The sequence below is a fragment of the Paraliobacillus quinghaiensis genome (assembly GCF_003426025.1).
Classification (GTDB): domain Bacteria; phylum Bacillota; class Bacilli; order Bacillales; family Amphibacillaceae; genus Paraliobacillus_A; species Paraliobacillus_A quinghaiensis.
The window spans coordinates 1-26381 of sequence record NZ_QJSH01000021.1 but is presented as its reverse complement, the minus strand read 5'-3'; the positions used below and the strand labels follow the sequence as shown (position 1 = coordinate 26381).

Below are 26381 nucleotides of genomic sequence, written 5' to 3'. Positions count from 1 at the left end.
CTATGGCTTATGATCCAATTAATTTAAAATATCATGAATCTGTTCTTCCAACAATGACTGTAAAAGAAGCGCAACAATTGCAATTTAAATTAGTCGATAACATAAGTAAACAATTCACAGGGGATCAGTTTTTATCCATGGGCGATCTTGGGGTCGCCCCCTCCTTTAAACGCCCAGAACAAACAGCAAGAGTGGAGTGTGTTCTTGCTTCGTTTTTTGGTGCAGAAAGTGCTGCGCTTGTTCGTGGTGCAGGCACTGGTGCCATTAGGATTATCTTAACCACCTTAATTTCTGCAGGAGAGTCGATGTTTATCCATGAAGCGCCGACTTATACAACTACAAAAGACACGGTTTGCATGCTAGGAATTAAAACAAAGACCATCAATTATAATGATTTATCAGTAGTAGAGAATGCTGTTAGAGATGATGATGTGTGCAAGGTGTTTTATATCCAACATGCTAGACAGCAACCAACGGATACCTATGATATTAAAAAGGTGATCCAAACTGTCAAAGCGATCCGTCCCGATTTACCAATTGTTGTAGATGACAACTATTGTGCATTAAAGGCATATGGGATTGGAGTAGAATATGGTGCAGACTACTCAACATTTTCAGGTTTCAAGGTGCTTGGGCCAGAAGGAATTGGTGTGATTGTAGGGAAGAAAGACGGTGTCGACTTATTGCAGAAAAAAAACTACTCAGGTGGTGGGCAAGTCCAAGGCTATGAAGCAATGGAGTTATTACGGATGATGTCATTTGCACCAGTATTATTAGCTACTCAAAACGAGCAAGTAGAAATTGTATGTCAAAAGTTAAATGAGGGTGCAGTGGAAGGAATTGAAAGTGCGTATATGGTTAACGCACAATCAAAGGTAATCATTGTTGAATTGGAAAAACCAATAGCTCAACAGGTAATTCAAAAAAGCAATGCGCTTGGTGCTGCAACACATCCAGTTGGTGCCGAGTCAAAATATGAAATTATTCCAATGATTTATAAGGTATCAGGAAGTTTTATTGCAGCAGAACCAAAATTGAAAGACTATGGCATTCGGATAAATCCGATGAAGTCTGGGGCGAACACAGTTTTAAACATACTAGACAAAGCAATACATTCCGTTATCTAGACTTAGGAGGTGCCCTATGTTTTTAGATGTAACCAAACGTAGAAACTCAAAATTAATTCAAACTGGTGTTACTCTTCATCAAACGGGGGAAATCCCACCTAACACGTATGTGATTGACATTGATATTTTAAAAGAGAATACAAAAAAAATTGTTGATGCAAGTGCTGAACATAAGATGAAACTCTATTTAATGTCAAAACAATTGGGGAGAATACCAGAGCTAGTTAAGATTATTGTAGACAGTGGCATTAAAAAGGTAGTCGCTGTTGACTTCGATGAAGGAAAATTGATAGCCGAATATGGAATTAAAATTGGAAATGTTGGGCATTTAGTTCAGCCAGGAAAACATCAATGGGAAGAGGTTTTGAGCTGGAAGCCTGAGGTCGTAACGATTTTTTCATTTGAAAGAGCAAAGCAGTTGTCAGAAAAAGCAACAGATCTAGGAATGAAGCAGGATATATTAATAAAAGTGATAGGGCCAAAAGATAAAATTTTCAATGGGCAGGAAGGTGGAGTCAATCTAGAAGACCTTTCTAATACGCTTGAAAAGATTCAAGAATTAGAAGGTATTTCGGTTGTTGGAGTAACAACGTTTCCAAATTTACTGTTAAATGAAGCCAGAACGAAAATGTGTCCAACTACTAATTTCACCACTTTAATGCTAGCTAGAGATATTTTGGAGGATAAAGGAATTCCTATTAAACAAATCAATGCACCAAGTGGAACTAGTTGTGAAACGATACCGTTTTTAGCTGAACAGGGTGTTACACATGGAGAGCCGGGTCATGGATTGACGGGAACAACCCCTTTACATGCATACAAAGATTTACCTGAAAAGCCTGCAATCATCTACGTTTCTGAGGTGTCTCACCAATATAAGGAAACGTATCAGGTAATAGCGGGTGGATTTTATGGCCGATCCAATATGACTGGTGCATTAGTAGGTCATGATCCAAATACTATTTTGGACCGTTATGTAATTACTAAGCAAAATAGTCCAGAGTCAATTGATTATTATGGTGGAATTAATTCACCTAAGGATTTTAAAGTTGAAATTGGAGATACAGTGATTTACGCTTTTCGAACTCAGATATTTGTGACACGTGCACATGTTGCTTTAGTTGAAGGGATTCAGTCTGGAAAACCGAGGCTTATTCACCTAGAAAGGAAGTGGTGATATCATGCCTAAAATGATGTTGCTTGTCATCGATAGTTTTGGTATTGGAGCAATGGATGACTTTGAGCAGTACGTTCCAAATGACTGTAACGCCAATACGTATAAGCATATTCGAGAGTGTAAAAAGGAAGAACTGCATATTCCGTTCATGTACCAATTGGGTTTAGGTACTTTAGTAGATGGAAGGCCTGAGCCTGAACACGCATATGGATCATCCAAATTGGCTCATCATGGCGCAGATACCTATTTAGGACATCAGGAAATTGTAGGGAGTTGTCCAAAAAAATCAAATAAAAGACTGATGAAAGATATTCATGTGCAAATGAAAGAAGCGCTAGAAGCGGCAGGCTTTGATGTCACCTACCCATTCGAGTTATGTCCAGTCCTTTTGGTGAATGAAGCGGCAGTTGTTGCTGATAACTTGGAATCTGCTCTTGGAAATATTATTAATGTGACAGCTGATTTTAAGAAAATGCCTTTTGAAAAGGTAAAGAAATTGGGGAAGGTAGTTCGAGAAAATGTTGATACAACACGAGTTATTGCTTTTGGCGGACCCTATACTTCGATCGAGCATATCTTAACCTGCGTGGAGGAAAAAGAAAAAGGTCAATGGGGTGTTGATACGCCAAAGGCTAACGTTTATGGAGAAGGATATGATGTCTTCCATATGGGATATGGAGTGGACATTGAAAAACAATTTCCAAATATTGCTGCAAGACAGGGACTTAAAGTATATCGATTAGGAAAAACAGCAGATGTGTTACATGGTGAAGGTCCTGCTGAGCCAATCGTTAATACTTCTGAACTATTAAAGAGAGTTACAGAAACATATAGACAAGAGCAAGGTGATGCAGCATTTCTAGTAAACATCCAAGAGACGGATTTAGCTGGTCACGCTGAGGATGTTGATTGGTATTGTGAGCTATTAAATGAAACAGATCAATGGTTAAGTGAATTTGTATCCGAAATGGACGAAGAAGATATTTTAATAATCATGGCTGATCACGGGAATGATCCAACAATTGGGCATTCCAATCATACGAGGGAATATGTCCCTATAATGATTACAGGTGAAAAAGTTAAAAAAGCATCAATTGGCGTAAGGGAAACAATGGCCGACGTAGGTGCAACATTCTGTGACTACTTTAACCTACCCACAACCGCAGAAGGAAAAAGCTTTCTAAAAGAAATCTTAAAAAGGTGACGGCATAGCATAGGAAAAAGGGGGATGCAGGGGACGGTTCTTCTTGGGTATAATCCGAAGTTTTGCGGGAAAGAAGGAACAACTTGCGGAATTTATCTGCTCGTTGTGCCTTCTTCTGTTTAGTACTGAGCCTACACGTAAGATTTTGATTGTCCCAGAAGGACGAAGTTGAGGCCTCGGTCTATTAGGATTCAATGATTGACTCTCTTACTTTTGCTAGCTTATTTTAATATCTGGAAAAATATTTTTTTGGATAATACCTTAACAGGGATACAGTATAGAATTCATCACTGGTACTTTTCCAAAGATCTTCTTTTGTCAGTCTAATAGCTTTTGTCACCAATTATGCAATGCAGAAAGACAACACTTAAAGAGTGATTTACTTCTTTATTATTAATAAATGAAGGGCTTCTTGTGAGAGATTCGTTGCATTTTATCTAGAACTGATCAATGGATACTCTGACTCAGAGTTTAAACATTATGGAACAGCTTCACGAGAAGAACTAGCAAAAGTCTTTTCAATTTTATTATATGAACTAGAATAACCTACGAGTCTCCCTTGATAAAAGGGAGGCTTTTTTTGTAGGGAAGCGGGGGACGATTTTTTTAGGGGACAATTGGAAGTTTTTCGAGAAAGAAAGCACAACAGCGGAGTTCAATAAACGATTTAAAAACAAAAGTTGGACGTCTAACGTAAGACGTCTAACTTTTTTTGTGAAAACGCTTCCTTTTTCCTTAATTTTCATTTACAATGAATTTATTATACTTCATAGTATAATGCTTTATCACTAAATGAGTACATACAGTAACATACTTGTTTAGTAAAAAAAATTGGTTAAGGAGATGATTGTTTGAGGAAAAGGGTTCGAGAAAAAGGAAAACGTTTTGTCAGTGTCGCTCTTGTTTCATTGTTATCTTTAGGTGCAATTGCCACTCCGTTTAGTACAGATTCTGTTCAAGCGGAGTCAGATAATGTTGAGGTGCAGATTTTGGGAGTCAACGATCTCCATGGCTTCATAGATTATGAGGATGAGTTTGACTATGATGGAGACGGAACGGAAGAACGCTTAGGTGGACTTGATAACATGACGACCATGATGCGCGATCGAGAAGCAGAAGTAGACAATAGTCTAATTGTTCACGCAGGAGATATGATTGGCGGAAGTCCTCTTGTTTCTGCAGCGTTCCAAGACGAGCCTGTTGTTGAGATTATGAATGCTATGGGGTTTGACATCGGTACAGTTGGGAACCATGAGTTTGACGAAGGCATTGCCGAACTTAAACGAATGATCGATGGTGGAGACCACCCAGACGGTCTTGAAGGGTATGAAGGAATGAACTTCCCGATGATCGCAGCCAATGTGTATGACACATCAACGGGTGAATTGATTCTAGATCCCTACTATATCCAAGAAGTTGAAGGCCAAAAAATTGGTTTCATTGGTGTAGCTACAACAGAAACACCTCAGATGATTGTGCAAACTGGAAATGAAAATCTTAAAGTTACGAACGAAGTTGAAGCGATAAATGATTCAGTTGCAGAATTAACAGATCAAGGCATAGAGTCAATTATTGTTTTAGCGCATAACCCCGTTACCCAAAGTGGTGGACCAGAAGGGGAAAGTGATGCAGCTTATATTGCGGAGAATGTTGATGATGCGGTAGATGTGATTTTTGGTGCTCACAATCATAATATTGTCGATCGAGTAGTTGACAACAAATTGATTGTGCAAGCATTTGATTATGGTCAAGCTTTTTCAGACGTTGATATCTCAATAGATCCTAACACAGGTGATATTGTAGAGAAAGTAGCTGAGATTGTCTTTGTTGACCGTGACGAAGTAACTCCTGATGCAGAAGTTCAAAGTATTATTGCAAAGTATAATGATTTAGTTGAAGAAGTAAAAGGAGAAGTTGTTGGTGAAGCTGCAACTGATATTGAAGGTGGATACGCAGGTCGTGGCGAAGTTGGTGACAACGCACTTGGTAATTTAATTGCAGATGGTATGAAAGTAAGTATGGATGCTGACATCGCGATGATGAATGGTGGAGGTATTCGTAACGATCTAGCTGCGGGACAAGTGACTTTTGGTGATTTGTTTGACATCCAACCATTTGGAAACACTTTAGTAAAATTTGAACTTACAGGTAGCGAGATCCGTGAATTAATGAACGCTCAATTTTCGAGCTATGGACCGGATTACTCGATTTCTGGCTTCAAATATACTTGGAATTACGAAGCGCAGGCAATTGTTGACATGATGAATGAAGATGGAACACCATTTGACGAAGACAAAACATACTCTATCGTAGTAAATAACTATATGTTTGGTGGTAAGGTTAAGGATTTCTATGACGGACCAGGTGAAATTGGCCCAGTAGACGTTGATGTAACCGCTGAATATGTCAAAGAACTTTCTAAAGATGGTGCCTTCACATACGAAGCAGAAGGACGTATTTCTGAGGTAGATGAATATCCAGCAGAAGATCAGGATGTTGTTAATCTACGCATTATGCAAACTACTGATATTCATGCAAACGTAATGGATTATGATTATTACCAAGGTGAATTTACAAGTGACTTTGGTTTAGCAAAAACTGCTACATTAATTAAGAATGCTCAAGCAGAAGAGCAAAACTCTTTACTATTTGATAATGGTGATTTAATTCAAGGTAGTCCAATGGGTGACTATATGGCGAAAGAACATGATTGGTCTGAAGGCGATCTTCACCCAGTTCACCAAGCGATGAATCTATTAGATTATGATGCTGGTAACTACGGAAACCATGAGTTTAATTATGGATTAGATTATTTGAAGAAATCGATGGAAGGTTCTGCGTTTCCATATGTAAACGCTAACGTATTTGTTGATGATGGGGATGATAACCCAGATAATGACGAAAACTTTTTTGATCCGTATACCATTCTAGACCGCACAGTAGTTGACGAGGACGGTGAAGAACATACGATAAAAGTTGGTGTTATTGGCTTTGTTCCTCCACAAATTTCACTGTGGGATAAGTCACATCTAGAAGGAAAAGTAATCACTAAGGGTATTGTTGAAACAGCTGAAAAATTTGTTCCACAAATGAAAGAAGATGGAGCAGACCTTGTTGTTGCAATTGCTCACTCTGGTTTAGGTGAGGTTAATGAAACTGGTGAAATGAAAGAAAATGCTACTTATGCCTTAACAAAAGTAGAAGGTATTAATACCGTATTGTTTGGTCATGCTCATGTGCATTTCCGAGTGATAGTTATGCAGGAATTGAAGGAGTAAATGTCGAGAAAGGTACAATCAATGGATTACCTGCAGTGATGCCAGGTTTCTGGGGATCACACCTAGGAATCATTGACTTTGAATTAGAAAAAGTTGACAATGAATGGACTATTTTAGATGGAATGTCTAGTCTTAGATCAATTGAAGATGTAGAAGCTGATGAAGATGTGCGTGAGGCTGTAGCTGATGAACATCAGGCTACGAAGGATTACGTGAATGCTCCAGTAGGAGAAACATCTGCACCATTATACAGTTATTTTTCACAAGTACAAGATGATCCAACTGTACAGATTGTATCTGATGCCCAAATGGCATACGTTGAAAAATACATTCAAGGTACTGAATTAGAAGGATTACCAGTACTTTCAGCAGCTGCACCATTTAAAGCTGGTCGTGATGGTGTTACAGACTTTACAGATATTGAAGCAGGCGGTATTGCGATTAAAGATACAACATCTTTATACAAATATCCAAATACAATTCAAGTATTAAAGTTAAATGGGGCAGAAGTTCGCGAATGGCTAGAATGGTCTGCGGGACAATTCTACCAAATTGATCCGAATAGTACTGAGGAGCAACTACTAGTACGCCCTAATACAAGATCAGATGAAGGTTTCCCAAGTTATAATTTTGACATAATTGATGGTGTATCATATCAAATTGATGTTACACAACCAGCAAGATATGATAAAAGTGGGGAAGAAGTAATTAACCCAGATAGCCATCGTATTGTTAACTTACAGTATAATGGTGAAGAAGTAAGTGAGGAACAAGTTTTCCTAGTAGCAACAAATAATTACCGTGCTTCAGCAACACCTATTGCTAATCCTGGCGGAGATAATATTGTCATTGAGTCACCAGATGAAAACCGTCAAGCATTAGTTAATTACATTCGTGACAATGGAGAAGTAAATCCATCACCAGATAATAACTGGAGTTTAGCTCCGATTGATGGGGATGTAAATTTAACTTTCCATTCTTCACCTGAAGCACAAAAGTACACAGGTCAAGTAGAAGGAATAGAATTTTTATCTGAACTAGATAATGGTTTTGCTAAGTATTCCATTAATCTTGCTGCAACATCTGATAATAATGATTCACCAGATGAAGGTTCAGATGAAGACGAATCTACTGATAACGAATCAGATGAACAAGAAGAAGATCAGTCAAGTGAAGACGTTATCAAAGACGAAACTCAATTGGTGAAAAATGACAACCAAAAAGTTTACTCATACAGCAAGGAAGCAAAATCAGTTACAATTAATAAAGAAGCGATTTCTGAGTTAGATCAAGACTTTTCAGTTGAGCTATCTAACGGAAAAGCTACATTATTAATACCAAATAAACTATTCCCAGAAGGTAAAGATGTTACCATCAATTTTGGTGAAGTTTCTAATGAAGTAGCTGAGAATAACAAAGATGCAGTGAGTGAGCTAGTTGATTTCTCAATCATTGCAGATGGTGAAGACATCACAGAATTTAGTGATAACCCAATAACAGTAACGTTTACTGTCGATAAAAATAAAGTAAACAACTGGGAAGATTTAAAAGTTGTTTACATCGACGAAAATGGTGATCAGAAAGAAATAATTTCTCCAATTTCTTATAATAAAGAAACAGGAGAAGTTGTAGCAGAACTGACACACTTTAGTGCTTACGGTGTATTTGAAATTGCTAGCGCAGATAACGGCGAAGTATTACCAGATACCGCAACAAACCAGTATAATTGGTTAATGGTAGGTGGATTACTACTAGTATTCGGTACAACAACACTATTCGCAGTAAGAAGAAAAAGACTACAAAACTAAGGCGGTGCCTGTCACCTCCCGGTTTTTGTCGAACACAAACTAAGACTAAAGGGGATCCGGATTGAACGGATTCCCTTTTAGTCTTTTTTTTTGTACACAATTTAATCACTTGGAAGCAACTGACAAGGTGCCTCTCACTCGCGTGTTAAGAGATAACATATTAACACAGAATAAAAGAGGTTGAAGAAAGTTCAAAACGCCAGCTTCAGGGATTTTAGGTGTGTCACCGACCTGATGTTTAAGGAATAAAAAGGAAGTGGAAGGAAAAAAGGAAGCAGAGAACCGTCCCCTGCTTCATACTGTGAAAATCTGCAATCCCCATTCTCTGTTATAAGGACTAAAGTATAAATTTAAATAACCCTTATCAAACCACCCAGATCTATTAAATTATTAAATATCTACAACTTCCAAAAATTTGTTTTATTAGCCATAATTCGATATAATTATATTGTTACAATAAAAGTTATAATAAAAGGCGGAATTTAACCATGAGAACCTTAAATTTAAAATTTGAAGACGCGCTAGAAGTATCTAAAGCAATTTCAAATAAGCATCGAATGAGTATATTACGTTTATTGAGTGAACGTCCACATAATGTTAATGAGCTATCAGAACGATTGGACCTGCCTTTTTCAACGACTGCTGTAAATGTTAAGAAATTAGAAGATGTTGGTCTTATCACAACAGAATTATTACCTGGACGTGGGACGCAGAAGGTAAATACCAAAAAGTATGATCAAATTGTTATTGATATTGGTCCACAGGATACTAAAAAGGATGAACGAGTCGTTATCTATGATATGCCTGTTGGTGAATATGTAGATTGTTATGTTGAACCAAGCTGCGGTCTGGTTAGTGTAGAAGATTACATAGGGATGCATGATGACCCAAGATCTTTTTATGAACGAGATCGAATTAATGCGGAATTAATCTTTTTTAAAGCAGGTTTTATTGAGTATCGTTTTCCTAATCGTCTCCCTTATGGTAGTAAGCCTGAACAGCTTGAATTTAGTACGGAAATTTGCTCTGAAGCACCTTTATATAAAACGGATTGGCCATCAGATATAACTGTCTGGGTTAATGGGGTAGAGATTGGTACATGGACCTCACCTAGTGATTTTGGTGGAGAGAGAGGCTTCCTTACACCAGATTGGTGGCTGACGAACCACACCCAATATGGGCTGCTTAAGAATTGGAAAATCTCAGAGGACGGTTTTTTCCTAGATGGAGTAAAGATTACAAGCGAAAAGAATATTAATGATTTGGATATTAGGGATAAACCATTTATTTCCTTTAAAATTGGTGTGAAGACTGATGCCGTAAATAAAGGTGGTTTGAATCTGTTCGGATCAAAATTTGGTAATTATGAGCAAGGTATTGTGATGAAATTAAGATACGACGATAAAGAACAGTCCTAATCCTCTCAAAAATAGTTATAAAGTACCTAGAACAAAGCTGTTTACAAGTTTTGTTCTATTTTTTTATTTTTTATTACAAAAATACTTGATGTAAAATATGTTTTGGTGTTACAATAAATCCGTAAACATGAAAGCGTTTTATATAAAGGGGGATAGGAGTTACTCTGAGTACTGTTGACCTTTTGTGGTAAGGTGTGGAGCCATTGTTTATGATTCTATAACCTTATTAAGCTGGTATTCATTAACCTTTCAGGGTAGCGATCAAACAATTTACGTTGTTGCGCGCAACTGATCGGAGCAAAGCGTTAAAACAATCTGAAATTAGGAGTGAAATTCATGGTGAGAAATAAAAAATGGTTAATTAGTTTATTGTCAGTATTTTTGATCTTAGTTTTGGCAGCCTGTAGTGGAAATAGTGGTGCATCGGGGGATGATGGTGAAGATACTAATGGTTCAGACTCATCAAATTCATCAGATTCTGGAAGCACAGAAACACAAGAGATTTCTTTCTGGGCACCGTTTTCAGGAGCAGACGGTCCGTTTATGAAAAAAATTGTTGATGACTACAATGCATCTCAAGATGATTATCAAGTAGATTTTCAGATTGTACCACAAACAGACTATTATAAAACAGTTGACCTTTCATTTAATGGTGGTGACAATACACCAGACGTACTAATCATGCATGGTGATCAAATATTTACTTATTCAGAAAAAGATATACTAAAGCCTCTAGATGATATATTGGGTGGGGATGTTACAGCCGCTCAATATCACGAGCGAGGAATTGAAGGTGCAACAGTTAATGGGGAAATCTATGGTTTACCACTTGATATCCATCCATTAATGTTCTACTGGAATAAAGACATGTTTGAAGCGGCAGGATTAGATCCGGAACAACCACCAACAAACCGTGAAGAATTCATAGAATATGCACAAAAATTAACAAACGCAGATAAAAATGAATATGGTTACGTAGTGCCGACACTTTGGCCGCAACAGTTTATTTTTCCAACTCTTGTAGCGCAAAATGGTGGAGAACTTTATACTGATGGCGAAGTTAACTTTACAGCACCAGAGGTTGTCGAGGCATTACAATTCCAAAGAGATTTAATTGCAGAGTATGAAGTTTCACCTGCAGATGTACAGCAGGATGGTGAGGTTACTTTGTTTTTGCAAGGAAGAAATGCAATGCATTTAAATGGACCATGGATGCTACAACAATGGGTTGATGCAGGTATGAACTTTGGTGTTGCTCCTGTACCACAATTAGGAACGGAACAAGAAGCAGTATTTGCGAACTCACACAACTTTGTGATTCCTGAAAGTGTAGATGACGCGAAAATAGATGGAATCTTGAACTTCTTACGTTATGTGGGGGATAATACATTAGCTTGGGCTGAGTCTGGGCAAGCACCAGCTGCAAAAGCAACGTATGAAAGTGATGCATTCCAAGAAGTTAATATTCAATCTCCACAAGTAGCGAAGCAATTTGATGATGTTGTTTTCTCACCAGATGTTGAAAACTGGGGATTAGCTGTTGATCCATTAATGGAAGAAATCAACGCAGCGTTATTAGGACAATCAGGTGTGGAAGAAGCTCTACAGGAAGCACAAGATAAGGCATCACAATCATTGGAAGAGTAATATAATCTCATAATAAACGTTGGGTTAATGTGAAAAGGAGCATGTCCAATTGGAAGTGCTCCTTTTTCTTAAATCAACTATTATAAATTCACTTAGAGTGGGGTGATGGAAAGTGACCAATCAAACCAGTAACAAACAATTGATGAAACAAGTCGGTCTCAGCAAGTCGATAGTTAGAAGTAATAGGAGATCAAAGGCAACATCCTTCTTATTCGTTTTACCATATCTCCTCCTGTTCGGCTCATTTTTATTCTTTCCATTAATTTATGGTATTTACATTAGTTTTCATGACTATAACCTTCTATCCAAAGACCATGTATTTATTGGATTTGAAAATTATATAAGAATATTCACACCGGATACAGCATTATCCAGCCTATTTTTTGAAGGGCTTTTGAAAACCTTTCAGTTCGTAATTTTTTCTGTTCCATTGCTCGTTATTGTTGGGCTAGGGTTAGCATTACTACTTAATAGTTTGCCAGGAAAAATAAGGACGTTTTTTCGAACAGTATACTTTATTCCTTATGCGATTTCTGTATCGGTAATCTCGATAATCTTTTTATGGATTCTAGATACAAATTCAGGTCTTTTAAACAATTATTTGATGCAACTAGGCTTTGACCCAGTTCCTTGGCTAACAAAGCAGCCTTTTGCATGGATATCCCTTGTCCTCGCAACAGTTTGGTGGACGATTGGTTTTAATATGATCATCTTTATCAATGCCTTGAATGAAGTACCTGAAGATATGTATGAAGCAGCATCGATTGATGGAGCCAGTGCATGGCAGAAGTTTTACCGAATCACACTCCCATCGATTAGGCCGATTATGTTATTTGTTGTTATTACTTCAACGATTGCATCCTTTAATGTTTATGGGCAGCCTTACTTAATGACAAGAGGTGGACCTGGGGATTCAACGGAAGTATTGTTAATGGGTATTGTGCAGCAAGCATTTGAACAAAGGGAGCTCGGATCGGCTTCGGCAATGGCAATTTTAATGGCGCTAATTATGATTATAGTTTCTGTTATTCAGTTTAAGGTATCTAATGCCACTAACAAAGGAGGCGCTTAAGTTGAGACAACCAGTAAAGAAAACACTCTTAATATTGTTAGCAGTGGTCTTGGCGATCCTTTTTCTAATTCCTCTCTTTTGGATGGTGATGACCTCATTTAAGAATGACTTTGAGGCGATTGCTGGCGGACTAAATTGGTTTCCGAAGAATTTCACATTCGAAAATTATACGTACACTTTACTTTCGCAAAGTATCAATGTCCCAATTTTTAAGTGGATGTTCAACTCCTTATTTGTTGGAATAGTTGGTTCAGGTATTATTGTGACTGTCGATTCAATGGCAGCGTATGGTCTAGCAAGATTAGACGTACCTTTTAAAAAGTATTTATTTCCACTTTTTATAAGTACATTAATGATTCCGTTTGTTATAACTTTTTTACCTTTATATATGCAATTCAGTAATCTTGGACTATTGAATACGTATATGGCTTTAATTTTCCCATATACCGCTAATGCATTTGGTGTCTTTTTGCTATATCAATTCTTCAGAGGTTTTCCGAAAGAGTTGGAAGAGGCAGCACGTTTGGATGGCGCGAATAAGTGGCAAATTTTTATTAAAGTAGTCGTACCTTCTGCAAGACCGATTATGTGGACGCTCGCAATTTTTTCATTCATGACAATATATAACGACTTCTTATGGCCGTTAGTAGCAACAAACACTCCTGAAATGAGAACGATCACAACTGGTATTGCCATTATGCAGCAAGGTAGCTTTGTTTCTTCTTATGGTAAGTTGATGGCCTTAACCACAATCGCTACGATCCCGATTGTTATCGTATTTTTAATTGGACAAAAACAATTGATTAAAGGAATTACACAAACAGGTATTAAATAAACCATACAACTGGGGGACTTAAGATGGCGAATTTAGAAAAAGAATATCCACGACCACAATTCCAACGAGAAGAATGGTTAAATTTAAATGGAACATGGAATTTTGCTTTTGATGATGAAAATAAAGGAGTAAAGGAAAAATGGTATTTGTCCTTTCCAACCCAAACAACGATTAAAGTACCTTTTGCCTACCAGGCTGAAAAGAGTGGGATAGGTGATGGGGCATTTCACGATATTGTTTGGTACCATAGATCTTTTTCAATCCCCAATGCTTGGAAGGGGAAAGAAATTTTATTAAATTTTGGTGCGGTTGACTATCGGGCCTGGGTATACGTTAATGGGGAAAAGGTGACTTACCATCAAGGTGGTAATACACCATTTTTCGCAAATATATCCCACTTTTTAAAGGATGGAGATAACGAGCTTGTTGTTCGTGTAGAGGATCCTTCAGAAGATGTAACAATTCCTAGAGGGAAACAGTATTGGCATGAAAAATCTGCTTCGATTTTTTATACAAGAACAACTGGCATATGGCAAACTGTCTGGTTAGAGCCTGTCCATGAGCAAAGAATTGAATCGATTCGATGGACACCTCAACTAGACAGGGGTGACATTGACCTAGAGTTAGAGGTGGATGGAGCAGTAACTGATAATCTTCAGCTTCGAGTAACTATTACTTTTGATGGAAAAGAGATTCTTTCCGACACAACAACATTGTATGAAACGTATCTAAAACGAAGCTTTAATGTTCGTAATCGTTTTACAGATCGTAGTAATATCCATGGACCGGGCTGGTATTGGACTCCTGAACATCCTAACTTATTTGATGTTGAGCTTACGCTTATTTCTAATGGGGAGATTATCGATCACATCACTAGTTATTTTGGGATGCGAAAGGTTTCTGTGGAAAATGGGAAGTTCCTTTTAAATAATAAAATGTATTATCAGAAGTTAGTTCTTGATCAAGGATATTTCCCTGGTGGATTATTAACTGCTCCTTCAGATGATGCGCTTAAACAAGACATTGAGCTTGCGAAAGAGATGGGATTCAATGGGGCAAGAAAACACCAAAAGGTAGAAGACCCACGATTCCTGTATTGGGCCGATAAGTTAGGTTTTCTTGTTTGGGGAGAGATGGCTAACTGCTCAGAATATAGTGAGAATGCGGTAGAGCGAATAACTGGTGAATGGGTAGAAGCGGTGAAGCGAGATTATAGTCACCCATCAATTGTCACGTGGGTTCCACTAAATGAGAGTTGGGGTATTTCTCGCGTGGCTCATGAAAAACAGCAGCAAGATCACTCTCTATCGATGTATTATCTAACGAAGTCGTTGGATACCACTCGTCCAGTATTGTCTAATGAGGGATGGGAGCATACAATTTCAGATATCTGCGGCATTCATAATTACCTTTCTGCTGAAGAAATGAAAAAAACATATACATCAGTAGAATCTGCTGTCACAACAACACCAGCTAATCGAACGATATATGCCGAGGGGTTTGGTTATCGTGGCGAACCAATAATGATTACAGAATATGGTGGAATAGCATTTGACAAAGACCAAGAAAACGTAGAAGATGGCTGGGGTTATTCGGCGGTAAACTCAGGAAAAGATTTGATTGAGGAATATAAGGAACAAACAGAAGCGCTTCAGCAATCTGAAGTGATTCAAGGGTTTTGCTACACTCAATTAACGGATGTTGAGCAGGAGATTAATGGGTTGTTAACCTATGACAGAAAGCCAAAATGTGACTTAAGTGCTATTAGAGAGATTAACAGCCAAAAATAAAACTACTAAAGAGCCATCAATCTTATGTTAGATTGATGGCTCTTTAGTAGTTTTATAGATTGTTATGTTACTGGTTGATGACTGGAGCTGGTTGGTCTTCTGTATTTGGTTGTTGGTCTTTAACTTTAGGCCAGCCATCTTCCCAAACAATTGGATCAATCATAACAGGTCTTCTAGAAGCTCCTGTCCATAGTTTTGAGTCTTCTTTATTAATAGCATGGTAAATTAACCAATCTGTACCTTCATCATCTTGAACAATTGCATTGTGGCCAGGTCCTACATAAAGACCATCTTCTTGACCTTGAAGGATTGTTGTTCCAGTACTGTTTTTAATATCCTTACCATTCTTATCAAGGTAAGGTCCTAGTAGATTGTCAGACCGACCAACTGCAACATGGTACGTACTATTTGCCCCATCACAACAGGATCCTAGTGAACCAAAGAAATAATAGTAATCCTCTCTTTTGATAATATAAGGTGCTTCAAACGCATCACCAGCAATTTGGAACTTTTCTCCCTTTGTACTTAATCCATCTTCTGCTAACTCAATTCCATAGATTCCATGAAAGCTTCCCCAAAACAGATAAGGAATACCATCTTCAGTCAGATAGAAAAATGGGTCAATAGAGTTAGCTACGCCTATTTCCTCACTAGTGAAAAGCTTTCCTTGGTCTTCGAATGGGCCTTCAGGATTGTCGGATAATGCGACACCAATACCAGGATTCGAATCTCCCCAGATTGACAGAGAATAGTATAAATAGTATTTATCTTGGTATTTTTGAATATCAGGTGCCCAAAGACTGCCCGCCCCCTTCCAATTCGGCTTTGCTTCAAATGCTGGTCCTACATACTCCCAATCGATTAAATTTTTCGATTTTATGATTGGTGTAAAAACAGCTTTAGAATGTTCTCCCCATGCATCCTCTGTACCATAGGCATAGTAATAGCCATCATCAGCCTTGATAATAGAAGGATCAGCCAAAACAGGTTCATAAACAGGATTTTGAAAAGTCGTCTCATTAACTTCACTATCACCGCAAGCAGTTATTACAAACAATGTTGTAATAAAGAGAAACAGAAAAATCTTTTTCATATAATGCCCCCTATGTGATTATAGTTTAGTTCCACTACTATCAGTATAATAAAGAGAAGGATAACACTCAAGAGTTTTATTATATAAAAAAATGTTTTATTACATGTTTATTTGTTGAAAAGAAGGGGAGCGGGTGACGGTTCTTTTAGGGGAAAATCGGAAGTTTTGCCAGAAGGAAGGGAGGGAGGCGCAACGGGCGGATTTTTTCTGCTCGTTGTGCCTTCTTCTATGTCTGTATTAAGCCTACACGCAAAATTTTTGATTGTCCCAGAAGGGCGAAGTCGCAGTCACAATGCTATGGGGATTCAATCGGTGATCCTCTTGCTTTTTACATCTTATTTTAAATTTTTTATATCAGAAACATATTCTCTCTAGATGGGATAACAGGAAAGGACTTCACCCTTCTCATCCTTAGGAAATTTTATAAGATTCCATGTTTTTTTTAACTTCACTAATTGCCTTTGCCAAGTTGTGATTTTTGACAATCTCAGTAGAGATTTTATCTAAGTAATCTTTTCGTGCGTTAGCAATCTTTTCATGGATACGAGCTACTTTGATTCTAGCTTTATTCCAATTTGCACCATATTTTGTGCGTCTACTCATAATCCTTTGTGCTTTGGCTAACTTTTCTTCCAAGGTTCGGAAGAACCTTGGATTAAAATAGATTGTCCCATCTGAAACAATAGCAAAATTTTTCAGGCCTACGTCTATTCCGATAGCTGAGCCTGTTTTAGGAATTTCTTTAACTTGTGTTTTAGTTAATATAGAAACAAAGTATTTTCCAGAAGGGTTTTGCCTAACGGTAACATTCAAAATTCTACCTTTTACTTCTCGGCTTTTAGCATAACGAACAAGTCCCAGTTTTGGGAGTTTGATGTGTTTATCTAATACTGCAATAGGAAACAGGTAACATATTAACACAGAATAAAAGAGGTTGAAGAAAGTTCAAAACGCCAGCTTCAGGGATTTTAGGTGTGTCACCGACCTGATGTTTAAGGAATAAAAAGGAAGTGGAAGGAAAAAAGGAAGCAGAGAAACGTCCCCTGCTTCCCCCCTGGATGTTAGTTCGTTAAAAATACTGATGAGTAAGGTGGTAGTTTTACTAGTATGGTACCTTCATTGTTTGTTACTTCAATTTCTTGTTTTGTTTTGTAATAAATTTCGGTATAGTCGCTTTCCTTTTCTGCTAACTCAAAATTCATTTCATCACCAGATAAATTATGAAGTACAAGCATAGACTCATCATCTAATATTCGTTTAAATGATGCAATACCTTTCTCTTTAGTTAAAGAAGAATCTATTTCTCCTTCCATAAGGACTTTACTAGAACGACGTAGATGAATCATCCTTTTATAGTGATTTAACATGGAGTTCTCATCTTCCAATTGAGCTTCTACAGAAAGTGTTTCAAAATCTTTATTGTGCTTTAATTTTCTCCAAGATGTTTGCTCTGTAGCATTTTCATCTCGTTTCCAAAGGAAGGGCTCACGAATCTCTTCATCAGGCTTTTCACCATATAACCCTGTTTCTTCACCATAATAGATGAAAGGACGTCCAGGAAGAGTTAACAATAGGGAAGCCGCCATCTTTCCTTGGTTGATGTTTCCGTTTAACTCGCTCATGACACGATTCATATCATGGTTAGTGATAAAAGTTGAGTCAGTGAACTCACCACCAGATACATTACTAAAATAATCTCTAATTTTAGTTAGATAAGATGCAAGTCCAGCATCTTTTTCAGAGCTAGCTGATTGAAGGATTTTACCTGCTAAATCAAAATTAAACGTAGAGGTTAGTCCATCTTCTAAATAGGGACCAGCAACTGTTGGAGCATCCCACACTTCACCGAGTAAAATCACGTCTGACTTAGCCTTTTCCATTTCATCTCTAAATTCTCTCCACCATTTATGGTCATTTTCTTCATCAATCTCAGAACTTGTACTTGAATAGATGTGCTTAGCCGCATCTAATCTAAATCCATCAACACCAACTTCTTCAAGCCAAAATCTACCTATATCATGAATTTCATTTCTAACTTCGGGATTTTCAAAGTTAAGATCAGGCATCCCATCCCAAAAAACCGCCTCATAATAGTTTCCATTTCTTGCTCTATGCCAAACGGACTGATTCCATTCTCCGCGTGCTGAAGTGTTCGTGTCTTCAGATGCCCATACGAAGTAATCTTCATATTTTGGATCACCTTCCATAGCTTTCTCAAACCAAGGGTGGCTGCGACTCGTATGGTTGACAACGAGATCCATCAGAATTTTAATATCTCTTTCATGCGCTTCTTTTATAAGTGCCTTCATGTCATCCGTAGTTCCATATTGCTCATTGACACTTCGATAATCTGTTACATCGTATCCATGGTAACTAGGTGAAGGGTTTATTGGCATTAACCAAATGCCTTCAATTCCCAGTTCCTCTAAATAATCCAATTTGGATATGATCCCGTTAAGGTCTCCTAAACCATCTCCATCAGAATCAGCAAAAGCCCGAACAAATATTTCGTAATATACACCATTAGATTCTGAGTGTAGCATTTCAACATTCTCTAAGTTTTGTGGTGTTCCAGAATTTTCTGTCTCAGAATTGGAAGAACAACCTAACAAAAAGAGTCCAGCTACAACTGTTGTACTTAATAAAGTGATTAGTTTTTTAAATTTCATATTTTCTCCCCTTTCACATTGGAAAACATCACAAAAGTTAAGTGTTTAAACTAGTATTATTGTTCCATTTATGTAACAAACATCACAATGAACAATTCATGCAATCGTTTTCATTATTTTACCACTAATTGTACGTCCGCGATAGTCTATTGTCAATGAGTTAGAATTAAAATAAAGGCATAACTACTTAAATAAATTAAGTTAATGCGCAATCGCTTGCTTTAAGATTAGGTGGGCAGGGGACAGTTCTTCCCCCGCTTCCCCGCATATTGCATAATATATGACTCAGATATCGTAATATAAACGGTTGTGAAAACGCATACAAAGAGTGATAATTAAGCCTTAATTAAAATTAAAGAGGAGGTAACATATGTTTAGTAGAAAGAGGATTGTACTAATGGGTGCGCTTTTCATCGGAGTTATTGTAACACTTAGTGTATTAGGAGTATTTGAGAATGAACCAAAAACTAATGGTGTAGTAGAGTCGCCCAATGGTAAGATTGGCTTGAATTTTACACTTACGGATACAGGTGTGCCAAATTACGAGCTATCCTATAATGATACGAGCATTATTGAACCATCTTCATTAGGTTTCGAATTTACAAGTTTAAAACCTCTGTATAATAACTTTCAAATCATTAAAACTTCAACAAAAGAATTTGATGAAACCTGGGAGCCAGTATGGGGAGAAAAAAAGGTAATTAAAAATCATTATAATCAATTAACTGTGTACTTAGAAGAGAATGAATCTCCAAATAGAAAAATGAATATAGAATTTAGAGTTTATGATGATGGTGTTGGCTTTCGATATGTAATTCCTAAACAGGATAATGTTAGTAAGCAGATAGAAATTACAGCGGAAAATACTGAATTTACATTCGCAGGAGATTATAAGTCTTGGTGGATTCCTAATGATTGGAATAGTTATGAATATAAGTATCAGGAAACACCTTTAAGTGAAGTTAAAGAAATAAGCACGCCATTTACTATGAGAACTCCAGAAGGTATTCACCTTACAGTTCATGAGGCAGCTCTAATTGATTATTCGGGGATGGCCTTAGAATCAGTGGAGGAAAAAAAGAATACATTAAAAAGTATTTTAGCTCCATGGCAACTTAGTGATGTGAAAGTAAAGAAAGAAAGCTTGCCAATCCAAACGCCATGGAGAACCATACAAATTGGCGAAGATGCAGGAGATCTAGTGGAATCAGATTTAATAGTCAATCTTAATGAACCAAGTGTTATTGAGGATACTTCTTGGATAAACCCTATGAAATATGTGGGGATATGGTGGGGGATGCATGTTGGCACGTCTACCTGGGGATCAGGTCCTAAGCATGGTGCGACAACAGCAAATGCAGAAGAACATATAGACTTTGCTAATGAATATCTTGATTCAGAAAACCAAAACATTGGTTTACTAGTTGAAGGATGGAATAAAGGTTGGGATGGGAACTGGATGGACAATGGTGATTTATTTAATTTTACTGAACCATACCCAGATTATGACCTGGAAGAAGTTGTGAGGTATGCAAAAGAAAAAGGTGTAGCATATATTGCGCACAATGAAACTAGTGGAGATATTGAAAATTATGAGGATCAAATCGATGCGGCATATGATTTCTATCAAGAACTCGGAATTGGTGCAATAAAAAGTGGTTATGTAGCTGATCATGGTATAAAAGATCCCGTGGGACATAACCATCATGGACAATACATGGTAAATCACTATTTAAATGCTGTTAAACTAGCTGCGGAGCATGAAATAATGATTAACACACATGAACCAATTATGGCTACCGGGCTCCATCGAACTTATCCTAATTGGATGACTCGTGAGGGAGTAATGGGACAGGAGTATAACGCTTGGAGTGAAGGGACTCCACCTGAGCATTTGACTATTTTACCCTTTACTAGAATGATGGCAGGACCTATTGATTATACCCCTGGGATATTTGACATTGAAATAGCTAATAAACCTAATAATCGTGTTCATACTACTCGCGCCCAACAATTAGCGCTATATGTCACCATTTCTAGTGGGATGCAAATGGTTCCAGATTTACTCGATAATTATAAAGATAACAAGGGAGAGATATTACCTGAGTTTAAATTTATTAGAGATGTGCCAGTTACATGGGATGATACCTTTGTTCCAAATGCGCAAATTGGCGACTATATTACTGTTGTCCGCCGTAGTGGAGAAGAGTGGTACATTGGCAGCACAACTGATGAGCACGCTAGAGATTTAGAAATATCACTTGATTTTTTAAATAAAGAACAAGAATATGTAGCGGAAATTTATAGTGATAGTCCAGATGCTGACTTGCAGACCAACCCCTCTGCAGTTGCTGTAAATAAAGTAGTTGTTGATGCTGAGGATAGCTTAGTAGCTTCTTTAGTAGCTGGCGGCGGACATGCCGTAAGAATATATCCAGTGGGTGAAAATAAATAAGATTTAAGTGTGTTATTTTACAAATAACAGATAAAAGGTGCAATATATCTCTGAGAACAAGAGACATTATTGACTTGCTAAAGGCATGTGATATATTAATCGTGAAAGGGGTTACATTAATCTGTTTCACATGTATACAGTGAACATTTTTTGTAATCACCTGACCGAAAAAGAAAGTCTGTAATTTCAAAAGCTTAACTCATTTTCAAGAAGTATTATTTTGTAGGAGTATTTGAAGCGTATTTCTATACCTGCTTTAACTTAATTCACTGAACGAAAAAAGTTTGGTGATTAACTCTTACACATGAAAATACTTGTAACCAGTGATTGATTTGAAAGGGGGACCGAAATTTCAGAGTCAGTTAACAAATTATAGTAAAAAGACTTTTCAGTGCAATTTTTTAAAAATTTAAATTTCTAGGAGGAACTGTTATTATGAAAAAATTAGTGGCAAGTTTATTCAGTGTTGCATTAGTATTATCCTTTGTTGGTGTTGCATTTGCTGACACAACCTATCAAGCGGAAAACGCAAATCTTATTGGAGCAGCCAAAGCAGAAGCGGTGGATACTGCCTCTGGCGGAGAATACGTGTTGGGTTTTGATGATCCTGCATCTGACGCTATTGAATTTACAGTAAATGTATCTGAAGCTGGTACTTATGAAGTTGAGTTTGGTTATGCTACTGCAATGGATAACGCTTCTATGTCTGTTAATGGAACTGTAGTAACTACTCCATCTACAGGTGGTTGGGCAGAAAATGGGTTTGGTGTGATTACAGCTAGTCTTGACCTTGAAGAAGGGGATAATACTGTAACAATTAAGCAATCTACAGATTATGTCCAAATTGACTATATAAAAGTACTTGGTGATGGTACAGGAGCTGAAAATCCAGATACTGGTGATGCCGGCACTATGCTGTATGTTGCTTTAGCTGCTATGACTCTTGCTGGTGGCGCATTCTTAGTAGTTTCTAGAAAAAGAAGAATTAACTAATAAAAAATAGTGAATTGAATTATGCAGTCCTTTTTGGGGCTGCATAATCTAGATTACACATCTTTAGGTTTATATTATTATGTGGCATTGCTAATTTATAAAATCATAGTGTTACAATAAACCGATAAAATAATCGGTGAAAAACTAAGAGGGATACAAATGGGGAAATTGATCAACCAATTCAAACAAATAATAAAAAACAGAAGAAATAATAAATTGGGTAAAAATCATAAATCCCTTTTCTATCGTTTGGCGATGTTTATATGTGTTATCGTTTTTGCTTTTTCATGCTTTATGATAGGGAAAGATTTGATGGCCAGTATTGACAATAAAAATACCTATAACTCAATCCAAGAAACTTTTTATGAAGATACAGGAGAAAGCACAACTAAAAGTGAAGATGCACTTGAAAGCGATCAAGGCAAAAAAGTACGTAAAGAAGTCATGTCTAATTTTCAAAGTCTATTAGAAATTAATCCTAGTACAGTAGGTTGGATACGAATTTCTAATACACCTATTGATTATCCTGTAGTCCAAGGAGCAAATAATGACTATTACCTCCGCAATAACTTTAAAAATGAAAAAAATAAAGCAGGATCTATTTTTATGGATTATCGTAACTCCCCCAATTCTCTTGACAGGAATACAATTATTTACGGTCATCATATGAAAGATGGATCTATGTTTGCAGGGTTAACTAAGTATAAAGAAGAGGAGTTTTTATTAGAGAATCCTGTGATTGTTTTTAATTCAAAATATGAAGAATTGCATTGGGAAATATTTTCTGTTTATGTTACAGATACCGATTTCAATTATATAAAACCCGATTTTGAAACAGATGTTGAATTCGAGGGTTTTTTACAAACAGTAAAAGAAAAGTCATTGTTTTCCACTGATGTTGATGTTAATAGTGAAGATAAAATTTTAACACTATCTACATGTGTTTATGATTTTGATGATGCACGTTTGGTTGTCCAAGCAAAGCTTATAGAAAATTAGAGGGAAGAAAGACTATCTAGTTAATTCTCTAATAGAGTTAGCTTTTTAAATTTATTTCATTCACTTAATTCAATGAATGAAATAAGACTCTGTAGATGTCAGTTTAATATGGAAGATGAGGATATAAAGGCGAATAAAGGAGGAGTTATAGTATGAAAAAGAAAATTTTATCAATTTGTCTTAGTGTACTATTGATAATGTCACTTTCAAATACTGCTTTTGCAAGCACAATGTATGAGGCAGAAGGTGCTACACTTATTGGCGCTGCAAAAGTTAATGAGAGTGTTGACGCATCTGGTGGGGAATATGTAAGTGATTATAATGATTCTACAACAGATAGCGTTCAGTTCAACGTAAACGTAGATAAAGCAGATACTTATCAAGTCGAACTATCTTATGCTACTCCACTAGACGGGGCTGATGTCGACTTATTTTTAAATGGAGCAAAAATGGAAAACCCAATATCAACGCCTAAAACAAAAGATTGGGGAGTCTTTGATACTACTTCATTTGAAGTTGATCTTCAAGCAGGGGAAAATACATTGAAGTTTGTTAGAGGATCAGAGTATGTTCAACTTGACTATATAGAAGTTACACTTAGCAGTGAAGTGACAACAAGTGGAACGACTTATGAAGCAGAAGATGCAACCCTAGTTGGAGCTGCAAAAGTTAATGAGAGTGTTGACGCATCTGAAGGGAAATATGTAAGTGATTATAATGATCCAGCCACAGATGGTGTTGAATTTAATGTAAATGCACCTTCTGCAGGTACCTATCAAGTAGAATTATCGTATGCTACTCCACTGGACGCGGCTAATGTAGTTCTATTTTTAAATGGAACTGAACTTGAAACTCCAATATCAACTCCTAAAACAAAAGATTGGGGAGTCTTTGATCCTACAACGTTTGAAGTTAATCTTCAATCAGGAGATAATACATTGAAGTTTGTAAGAGGATCAGAATATGTTCAACTGGATTATATCAGAACTTCCCTTATCAGTGAAGAAACCCCAGATGAGGGTACAACAGATGATGGAAGCACAGACGATAACACCTATGAAGCAGAAGATGCCATTCTAAATGGAGCTGCAGCTGTTAACGAAAGTGATGATGCATCTGGTGGGAAATATGTAAGTGGTTATGATGATCCAGCGACAGATAGTGTTGAATTCAACGTTAGTACTTCTGAAGCGGATACTTACCAAGTAGAGTTATCTTATGCAACACCGATGGATGATACAACAGTATCTGTATTTGTTAATGGAAACAAGAAGGAAATTGCAACATCTTCGACGGGTGACTGGGGAGTCTTTGAAACTACTAAATTTAATGTTGACCTTCAAGCAGGGGACAATACATTGAAGTTTGTAAGAGGGTCAGGCTATGTCCAGCTCGATTATATAAAAACAACACTCATTAGTGATGAAACAACAGACGAAGGCACGACAGATGAAGGAACAACAGACGATGGAACAACAGATGAAGGAACAACAGACGAAGGAACAACGGACGAAGGCACGACAGACGAAGGAACAACGGACGAAGGCACGACAGACGAAGGAACAACAGACGATAACACCTATGAAGCGGAAGATGCAATTTTAAATGGAGCAGCAGTTGTTAGCGAAAGTGATGATGCATCTGGTGGGAAATATGTAAGTGGTTATGATGATCCAGCGACAGATAGTGTTGAATTCAACGTTAGTACTTCTGAAGCGGGTACTTACCAAGTAGAATTATCTTATGCAACACCGATGGATGATGCAACAGTATCTGTATTCGTTAATGGAAACAAGAAGGAAATTGCAACATCTTCGACGGGTGACTGGGGAGTCTTTGAAACTACTAAATTTAATGTTGATCTTCAAGCAGGGGATAATACATTAAAATTTGTAAAAGGGTCAGGTTATGTCCAACTCGATTATATAAAAACTTCTCAGATTGAAAGCAACACAGAAGTAGTAGATAAAGTAACTGATTTTACAGATGGTAAGAACAAGGTCTATTCTTATCTAGCAACATCTAAAACTATTAAGCTTACAAAAGAAGCACTTGCGAGTATAGAAGATGGGTATTCTGTTCAACTATCTTATGGGAAAGTGAAAGCTAACATTCCTGCTACACTTTTAAAAACAGGTTCTGATGTTACATTTGATTTTGGTGAGGTTTCAGATACGATATCAAATAATAACTCGGATTCAGTGAGTGGTTTGTATAACTTTACGATGTCGGCTGCTAGTGAGTTCAGTGAAAATCCAGTAACCCTAACCTTTACTGTTGATTCTAGCAAGGTGAATAACTGGGAGAATTTAAAGGTCATTTATATTGATGAAAAAGGTGAAAAACAAGAAGAAATTACGCCACTTTCTTTTGATAAAGAGAAAGGCATAGTAGTTGCAGAAGTATCACACTTCAGTGTCTACGGTGTATTTGAAATGACTGACGAAGGCGCTGAGAATGAAGATAATGCATCCGAAGAAACACCAGAGGAAGAACAAACGAATGATAACATCTATGAAGCAGAAGATGCAATCCTAAATGGAGCAGCAGTTGTTAGCGAAAGTGATGATGCATCTGGTGGGAAATATGTAAGTGGTTATGATGATCCAGCGACAGATAGTGTTGAATTCAACGTTAGTACTTCTGAAGCGGGTACTTACCAAGTAGAATTATCTTATGCAACACCGATGGATGATGCAACAGTATCTGTATTCGTTAATGGAAACAAGAAGGAAATTGCAACATCTTCGACGGGTGACTGGGGAGTCTTTGAAACTACTAAATTTAATGTTGATCTTCAAGCAGGGGATAATACA

At 37.2% G+C, this 26381-nt stretch carries 16 protein-coding genes and 1 pseudogene; 14 read left to right on the top strand and 3 right to left on the bottom strand.

Annotation, left to right across the window (positions count from 1 at the left end; genetic code table 11):
* Positions 1 to 2: 2 nt before the first annotated feature.
* From D2K40_RS12590 to D2K40_RS12545, 10 genes are all read left to right on the top strand, one after another.
* A complete protein-coding gene (locus tag D2K40_RS12590) occupies positions 3 to 1127 on the top strand; it encodes an aminotransferase class V-fold PLP-dependent enzyme (RefSeq protein ID WP_117156483.1) in 1125 nt (374 codons plus the stop codon).
* A gap of 16 nt (positions 1128 to 1143) precedes the next feature.
* On the top strand, positions 1144 to 2304 hold the full coding sequence (locus tag D2K40_RS12585; protein WP_117156481.1) for a YhfX family PLP-dependent enzyme: 1161 nt from the start codon (positions 1144 to 1146) through the stop codon (positions 2302 to 2304).
* 4 nt (positions 2305 to 2308) lie between these two features.
* Entirely contained in the window at positions 2309 to 3508 is a 1200-nt protein-coding gene (locus D2K40_RS12580; RefSeq protein ID WP_117156479.1) for a phosphopentomutase, read from the top strand.
* A gap of 851 nt (positions 3509 to 4359) precedes the next feature.
* Positions 4360 to 6786, top strand: coding sequence for a 5'-nucleotidase C-terminal domain-containing protein (locus D2K40_RS12575; protein ID WP_117156477.1), 2427 nt, complete (start codon positions 4360 to 4362; stop codon positions 6784 to 6786).
* Positions 6787 to 6824: 38 nt separating this feature from the next.
* On the top strand, positions 6825 to 8594 hold the full coding sequence (locus tag D2K40_RS12570) for a 5'-nucleotidase C-terminal domain-containing protein (RefSeq protein ID WP_117156475.1): 1770 nt from the start codon (positions 6825 to 6827) through the stop codon (positions 8592 to 8594).
* Positions 8595 to 9082: 488 nt separating this feature from the next.
* A complete protein-coding gene (locus D2K40_RS12565) occupies positions 9083 to 10012 on the top strand; it encodes an ArsR/SmtB family transcription factor (RefSeq protein ID WP_117156473.1) in 930 nt (309 codons plus the stop codon).
* A gap of 336 nt (positions 10013 to 10348) precedes the next feature.
* Positions 10349 to 11659 (top strand): ABC transporter substrate-binding protein, encoded by a 1311-nt coding sequence (locus D2K40_RS12560; RefSeq protein ID WP_229666764.1) that lies wholly within the window; start codon positions 10349 to 10351, stop codon positions 11657 to 11659.
* Between the two features lie 112 nt (positions 11660 to 11771).
* Positions 11772 to 12731: a carbohydrate ABC transporter permease gene (locus tag D2K40_RS12555; protein ID WP_229666766.1), complete on the top strand. Its 960-nt coding sequence runs from the start codon at positions 11772 to 11774 to the stop codon at positions 12729 to 12731.
* Between the two features lies 1 nt (position 12732).
* A complete protein-coding gene (locus D2K40_RS12550; RefSeq protein WP_229666768.1) occupies positions 12733 to 13566 on the top strand; it encodes a carbohydrate ABC transporter permease in 834 nt (277 codons plus the stop codon).
* A gap of 23 nt (positions 13567 to 13589) precedes the next feature.
* Entirely contained in the window at positions 13590 to 15356 is a 1767-nt protein-coding gene (locus D2K40_RS12545) for a glycoside hydrolase family 2 protein (RefSeq protein WP_117156469.1), read from the top strand.
* 67 nt (positions 15357 to 15423) lie between these two features.
* Here the strand turns inward: D2K40_RS12545 and D2K40_RS12540 are convergent, their stop codons facing one another.
* From D2K40_RS12540 to D2K40_RS12530, 3 genes and pseudogenes are all read right to left on the bottom strand, one after another.
* Positions 15424 to 16449 carry a family 43 glycosylhydrolase gene (locus tag D2K40_RS12540; protein WP_117156466.1) on the bottom strand — a complete coding sequence of 342 codons (1026 nt, stop codon included), beginning with the start codon at positions 16447 to 16449 and terminating at the stop codon, positions 15424 to 15426.
* Between the two features lie 420 nt (positions 16450 to 16869).
* Positions 16870 to 17346 (bottom strand): annotated as a pseudogene (locus D2K40_RS12535) (RNA-guided endonuclease InsQ/TnpB family protein); the annotation flags it as partial.
* Positions 17347 to 17510: 164 nt separating this feature from the next.
* Positions 17511 to 19118, bottom strand: coding sequence for an alpha-amylase family glycosyl hydrolase (locus D2K40_RS12530; RefSeq protein ID WP_117156464.1), 1608 nt, complete (start codon positions 19116 to 19118; stop codon positions 17511 to 17513).
* A gap of 370 nt (positions 19119 to 19488) precedes the next feature.
* Between D2K40_RS12530 and D2K40_RS12525 the strand changes: the two genes are divergently transcribed.
* From D2K40_RS12525 to D2K40_RS12510, 4 genes are all read left to right on the top strand, one after another.
* Positions 19489 to 21573 carry a glycoside hydrolase family 97 protein gene (locus tag D2K40_RS12525; RefSeq protein WP_117156462.1) on the top strand — a complete coding sequence of 695 codons (2085 nt, stop codon included), beginning with the start codon at positions 19489 to 19491 and terminating at the stop codon, positions 21571 to 21573.
* 435 nt (positions 21574 to 22008) lie between these two features.
* On the top strand, positions 22009 to 22566 hold the full coding sequence (locus tag D2K40_RS12520; protein WP_117156509.1) for a CBM35 domain-containing protein: 558 nt from the start codon (positions 22009 to 22011) through the stop codon (positions 22564 to 22566).
* Between the two features lie 159 nt (positions 22567 to 22725).
* Entirely contained in the window at positions 22726 to 23565 is an 840-nt protein-coding gene (srtB, locus tag D2K40_RS12515) for a class B sortase (protein WP_117156460.1), read from the top strand.
* Positions 23566 to 23717: 152 nt separating this feature from the next.
* Positions 23718 to 26381 (top strand): CBM35 domain-containing protein (locus D2K40_RS12510; RefSeq protein ID WP_162879217.1); only part of this gene is annotated, 2664 nt, incomplete at its 3' end.

What these genes read in the sequence shown, in the direction of transcription:
- D2K40_RS12590 (WP_117156483.1), top strand. Translation starts at nt 3, where the DNA reads ATGGCTTATGATCCAATTAATTTAAAATATCATGAATCTGTTCTTCCA.
- D2K40_RS12585 (WP_117156481.1), top strand. Translation starts at nt 1,144, where the DNA reads ATGTTTTTAGATGTAACCAAACGTAGAAACTCAAAATTAATTCAAACT.
- D2K40_RS12580 (WP_117156479.1), top strand. Translation starts at nt 2,309, where the DNA reads ATGCCTAAAATGATGTTGCTTGTCATCGATAGTTTTGGTATTGGAGCA.
- D2K40_RS12570 (WP_117156475.1), top strand. Translation starts at nt 6,825, where the DNA reads ATGCCAGGTTTCTGGGGATCACACCTAGGAATCATTGACTTTGAATTA.
- D2K40_RS12565 (WP_117156473.1), top strand. Translation starts at nt 9,083, where the DNA reads ATGAGAACCTTAAATTTAAAATTTGAAGACGCGCTAGAAGTATCTAAA.
- D2K40_RS12560 (WP_229666764.1), top strand. Translation starts at nt 10,349, where the DNA reads ATGGTGAGAAATAAAAAATGGTTAATTAGTTTATTGTCAGTATTTTTG.
- D2K40_RS12545 (WP_117156469.1), top strand. Translation starts at nt 13,590, where the DNA reads ATGGCGAATTTAGAAAAAGAATATCCACGACCACAATTCCAACGAGAA.
- D2K40_RS12540 (WP_117156466.1), bottom strand. Translation starts at nt 16,449, where the DNA reads ATGAAAAAGATTTTTCTGTTTCTCTTTATTACAACATTGTTTGTAATA.
- D2K40_RS12530 (WP_117156464.1), bottom strand. Translation starts at nt 19,118, where the DNA reads ATGAAATTTAAAAAACTAATCACTTTATTAAGTACAACAGTTGTAGCT.
- D2K40_RS12525 (WP_117156462.1), top strand. Translation starts at nt 19,489, where the DNA reads ATGTTTAGTAGAAAGAGGATTGTACTAATGGGTGCGCTTTTCATCGGA.
- D2K40_RS12520 (WP_117156509.1), top strand. Translation starts at nt 22,009, where the DNA reads ATGAAAAAATTAGTGGCAAGTTTATTCAGTGTTGCATTAGTATTATCC.
- srtB (WP_117156460.1), top strand. Translation starts at nt 22,726, where the DNA reads ATGGGGAAATTGATCAACCAATTCAAACAAATAATAAAAAACAGAAGA.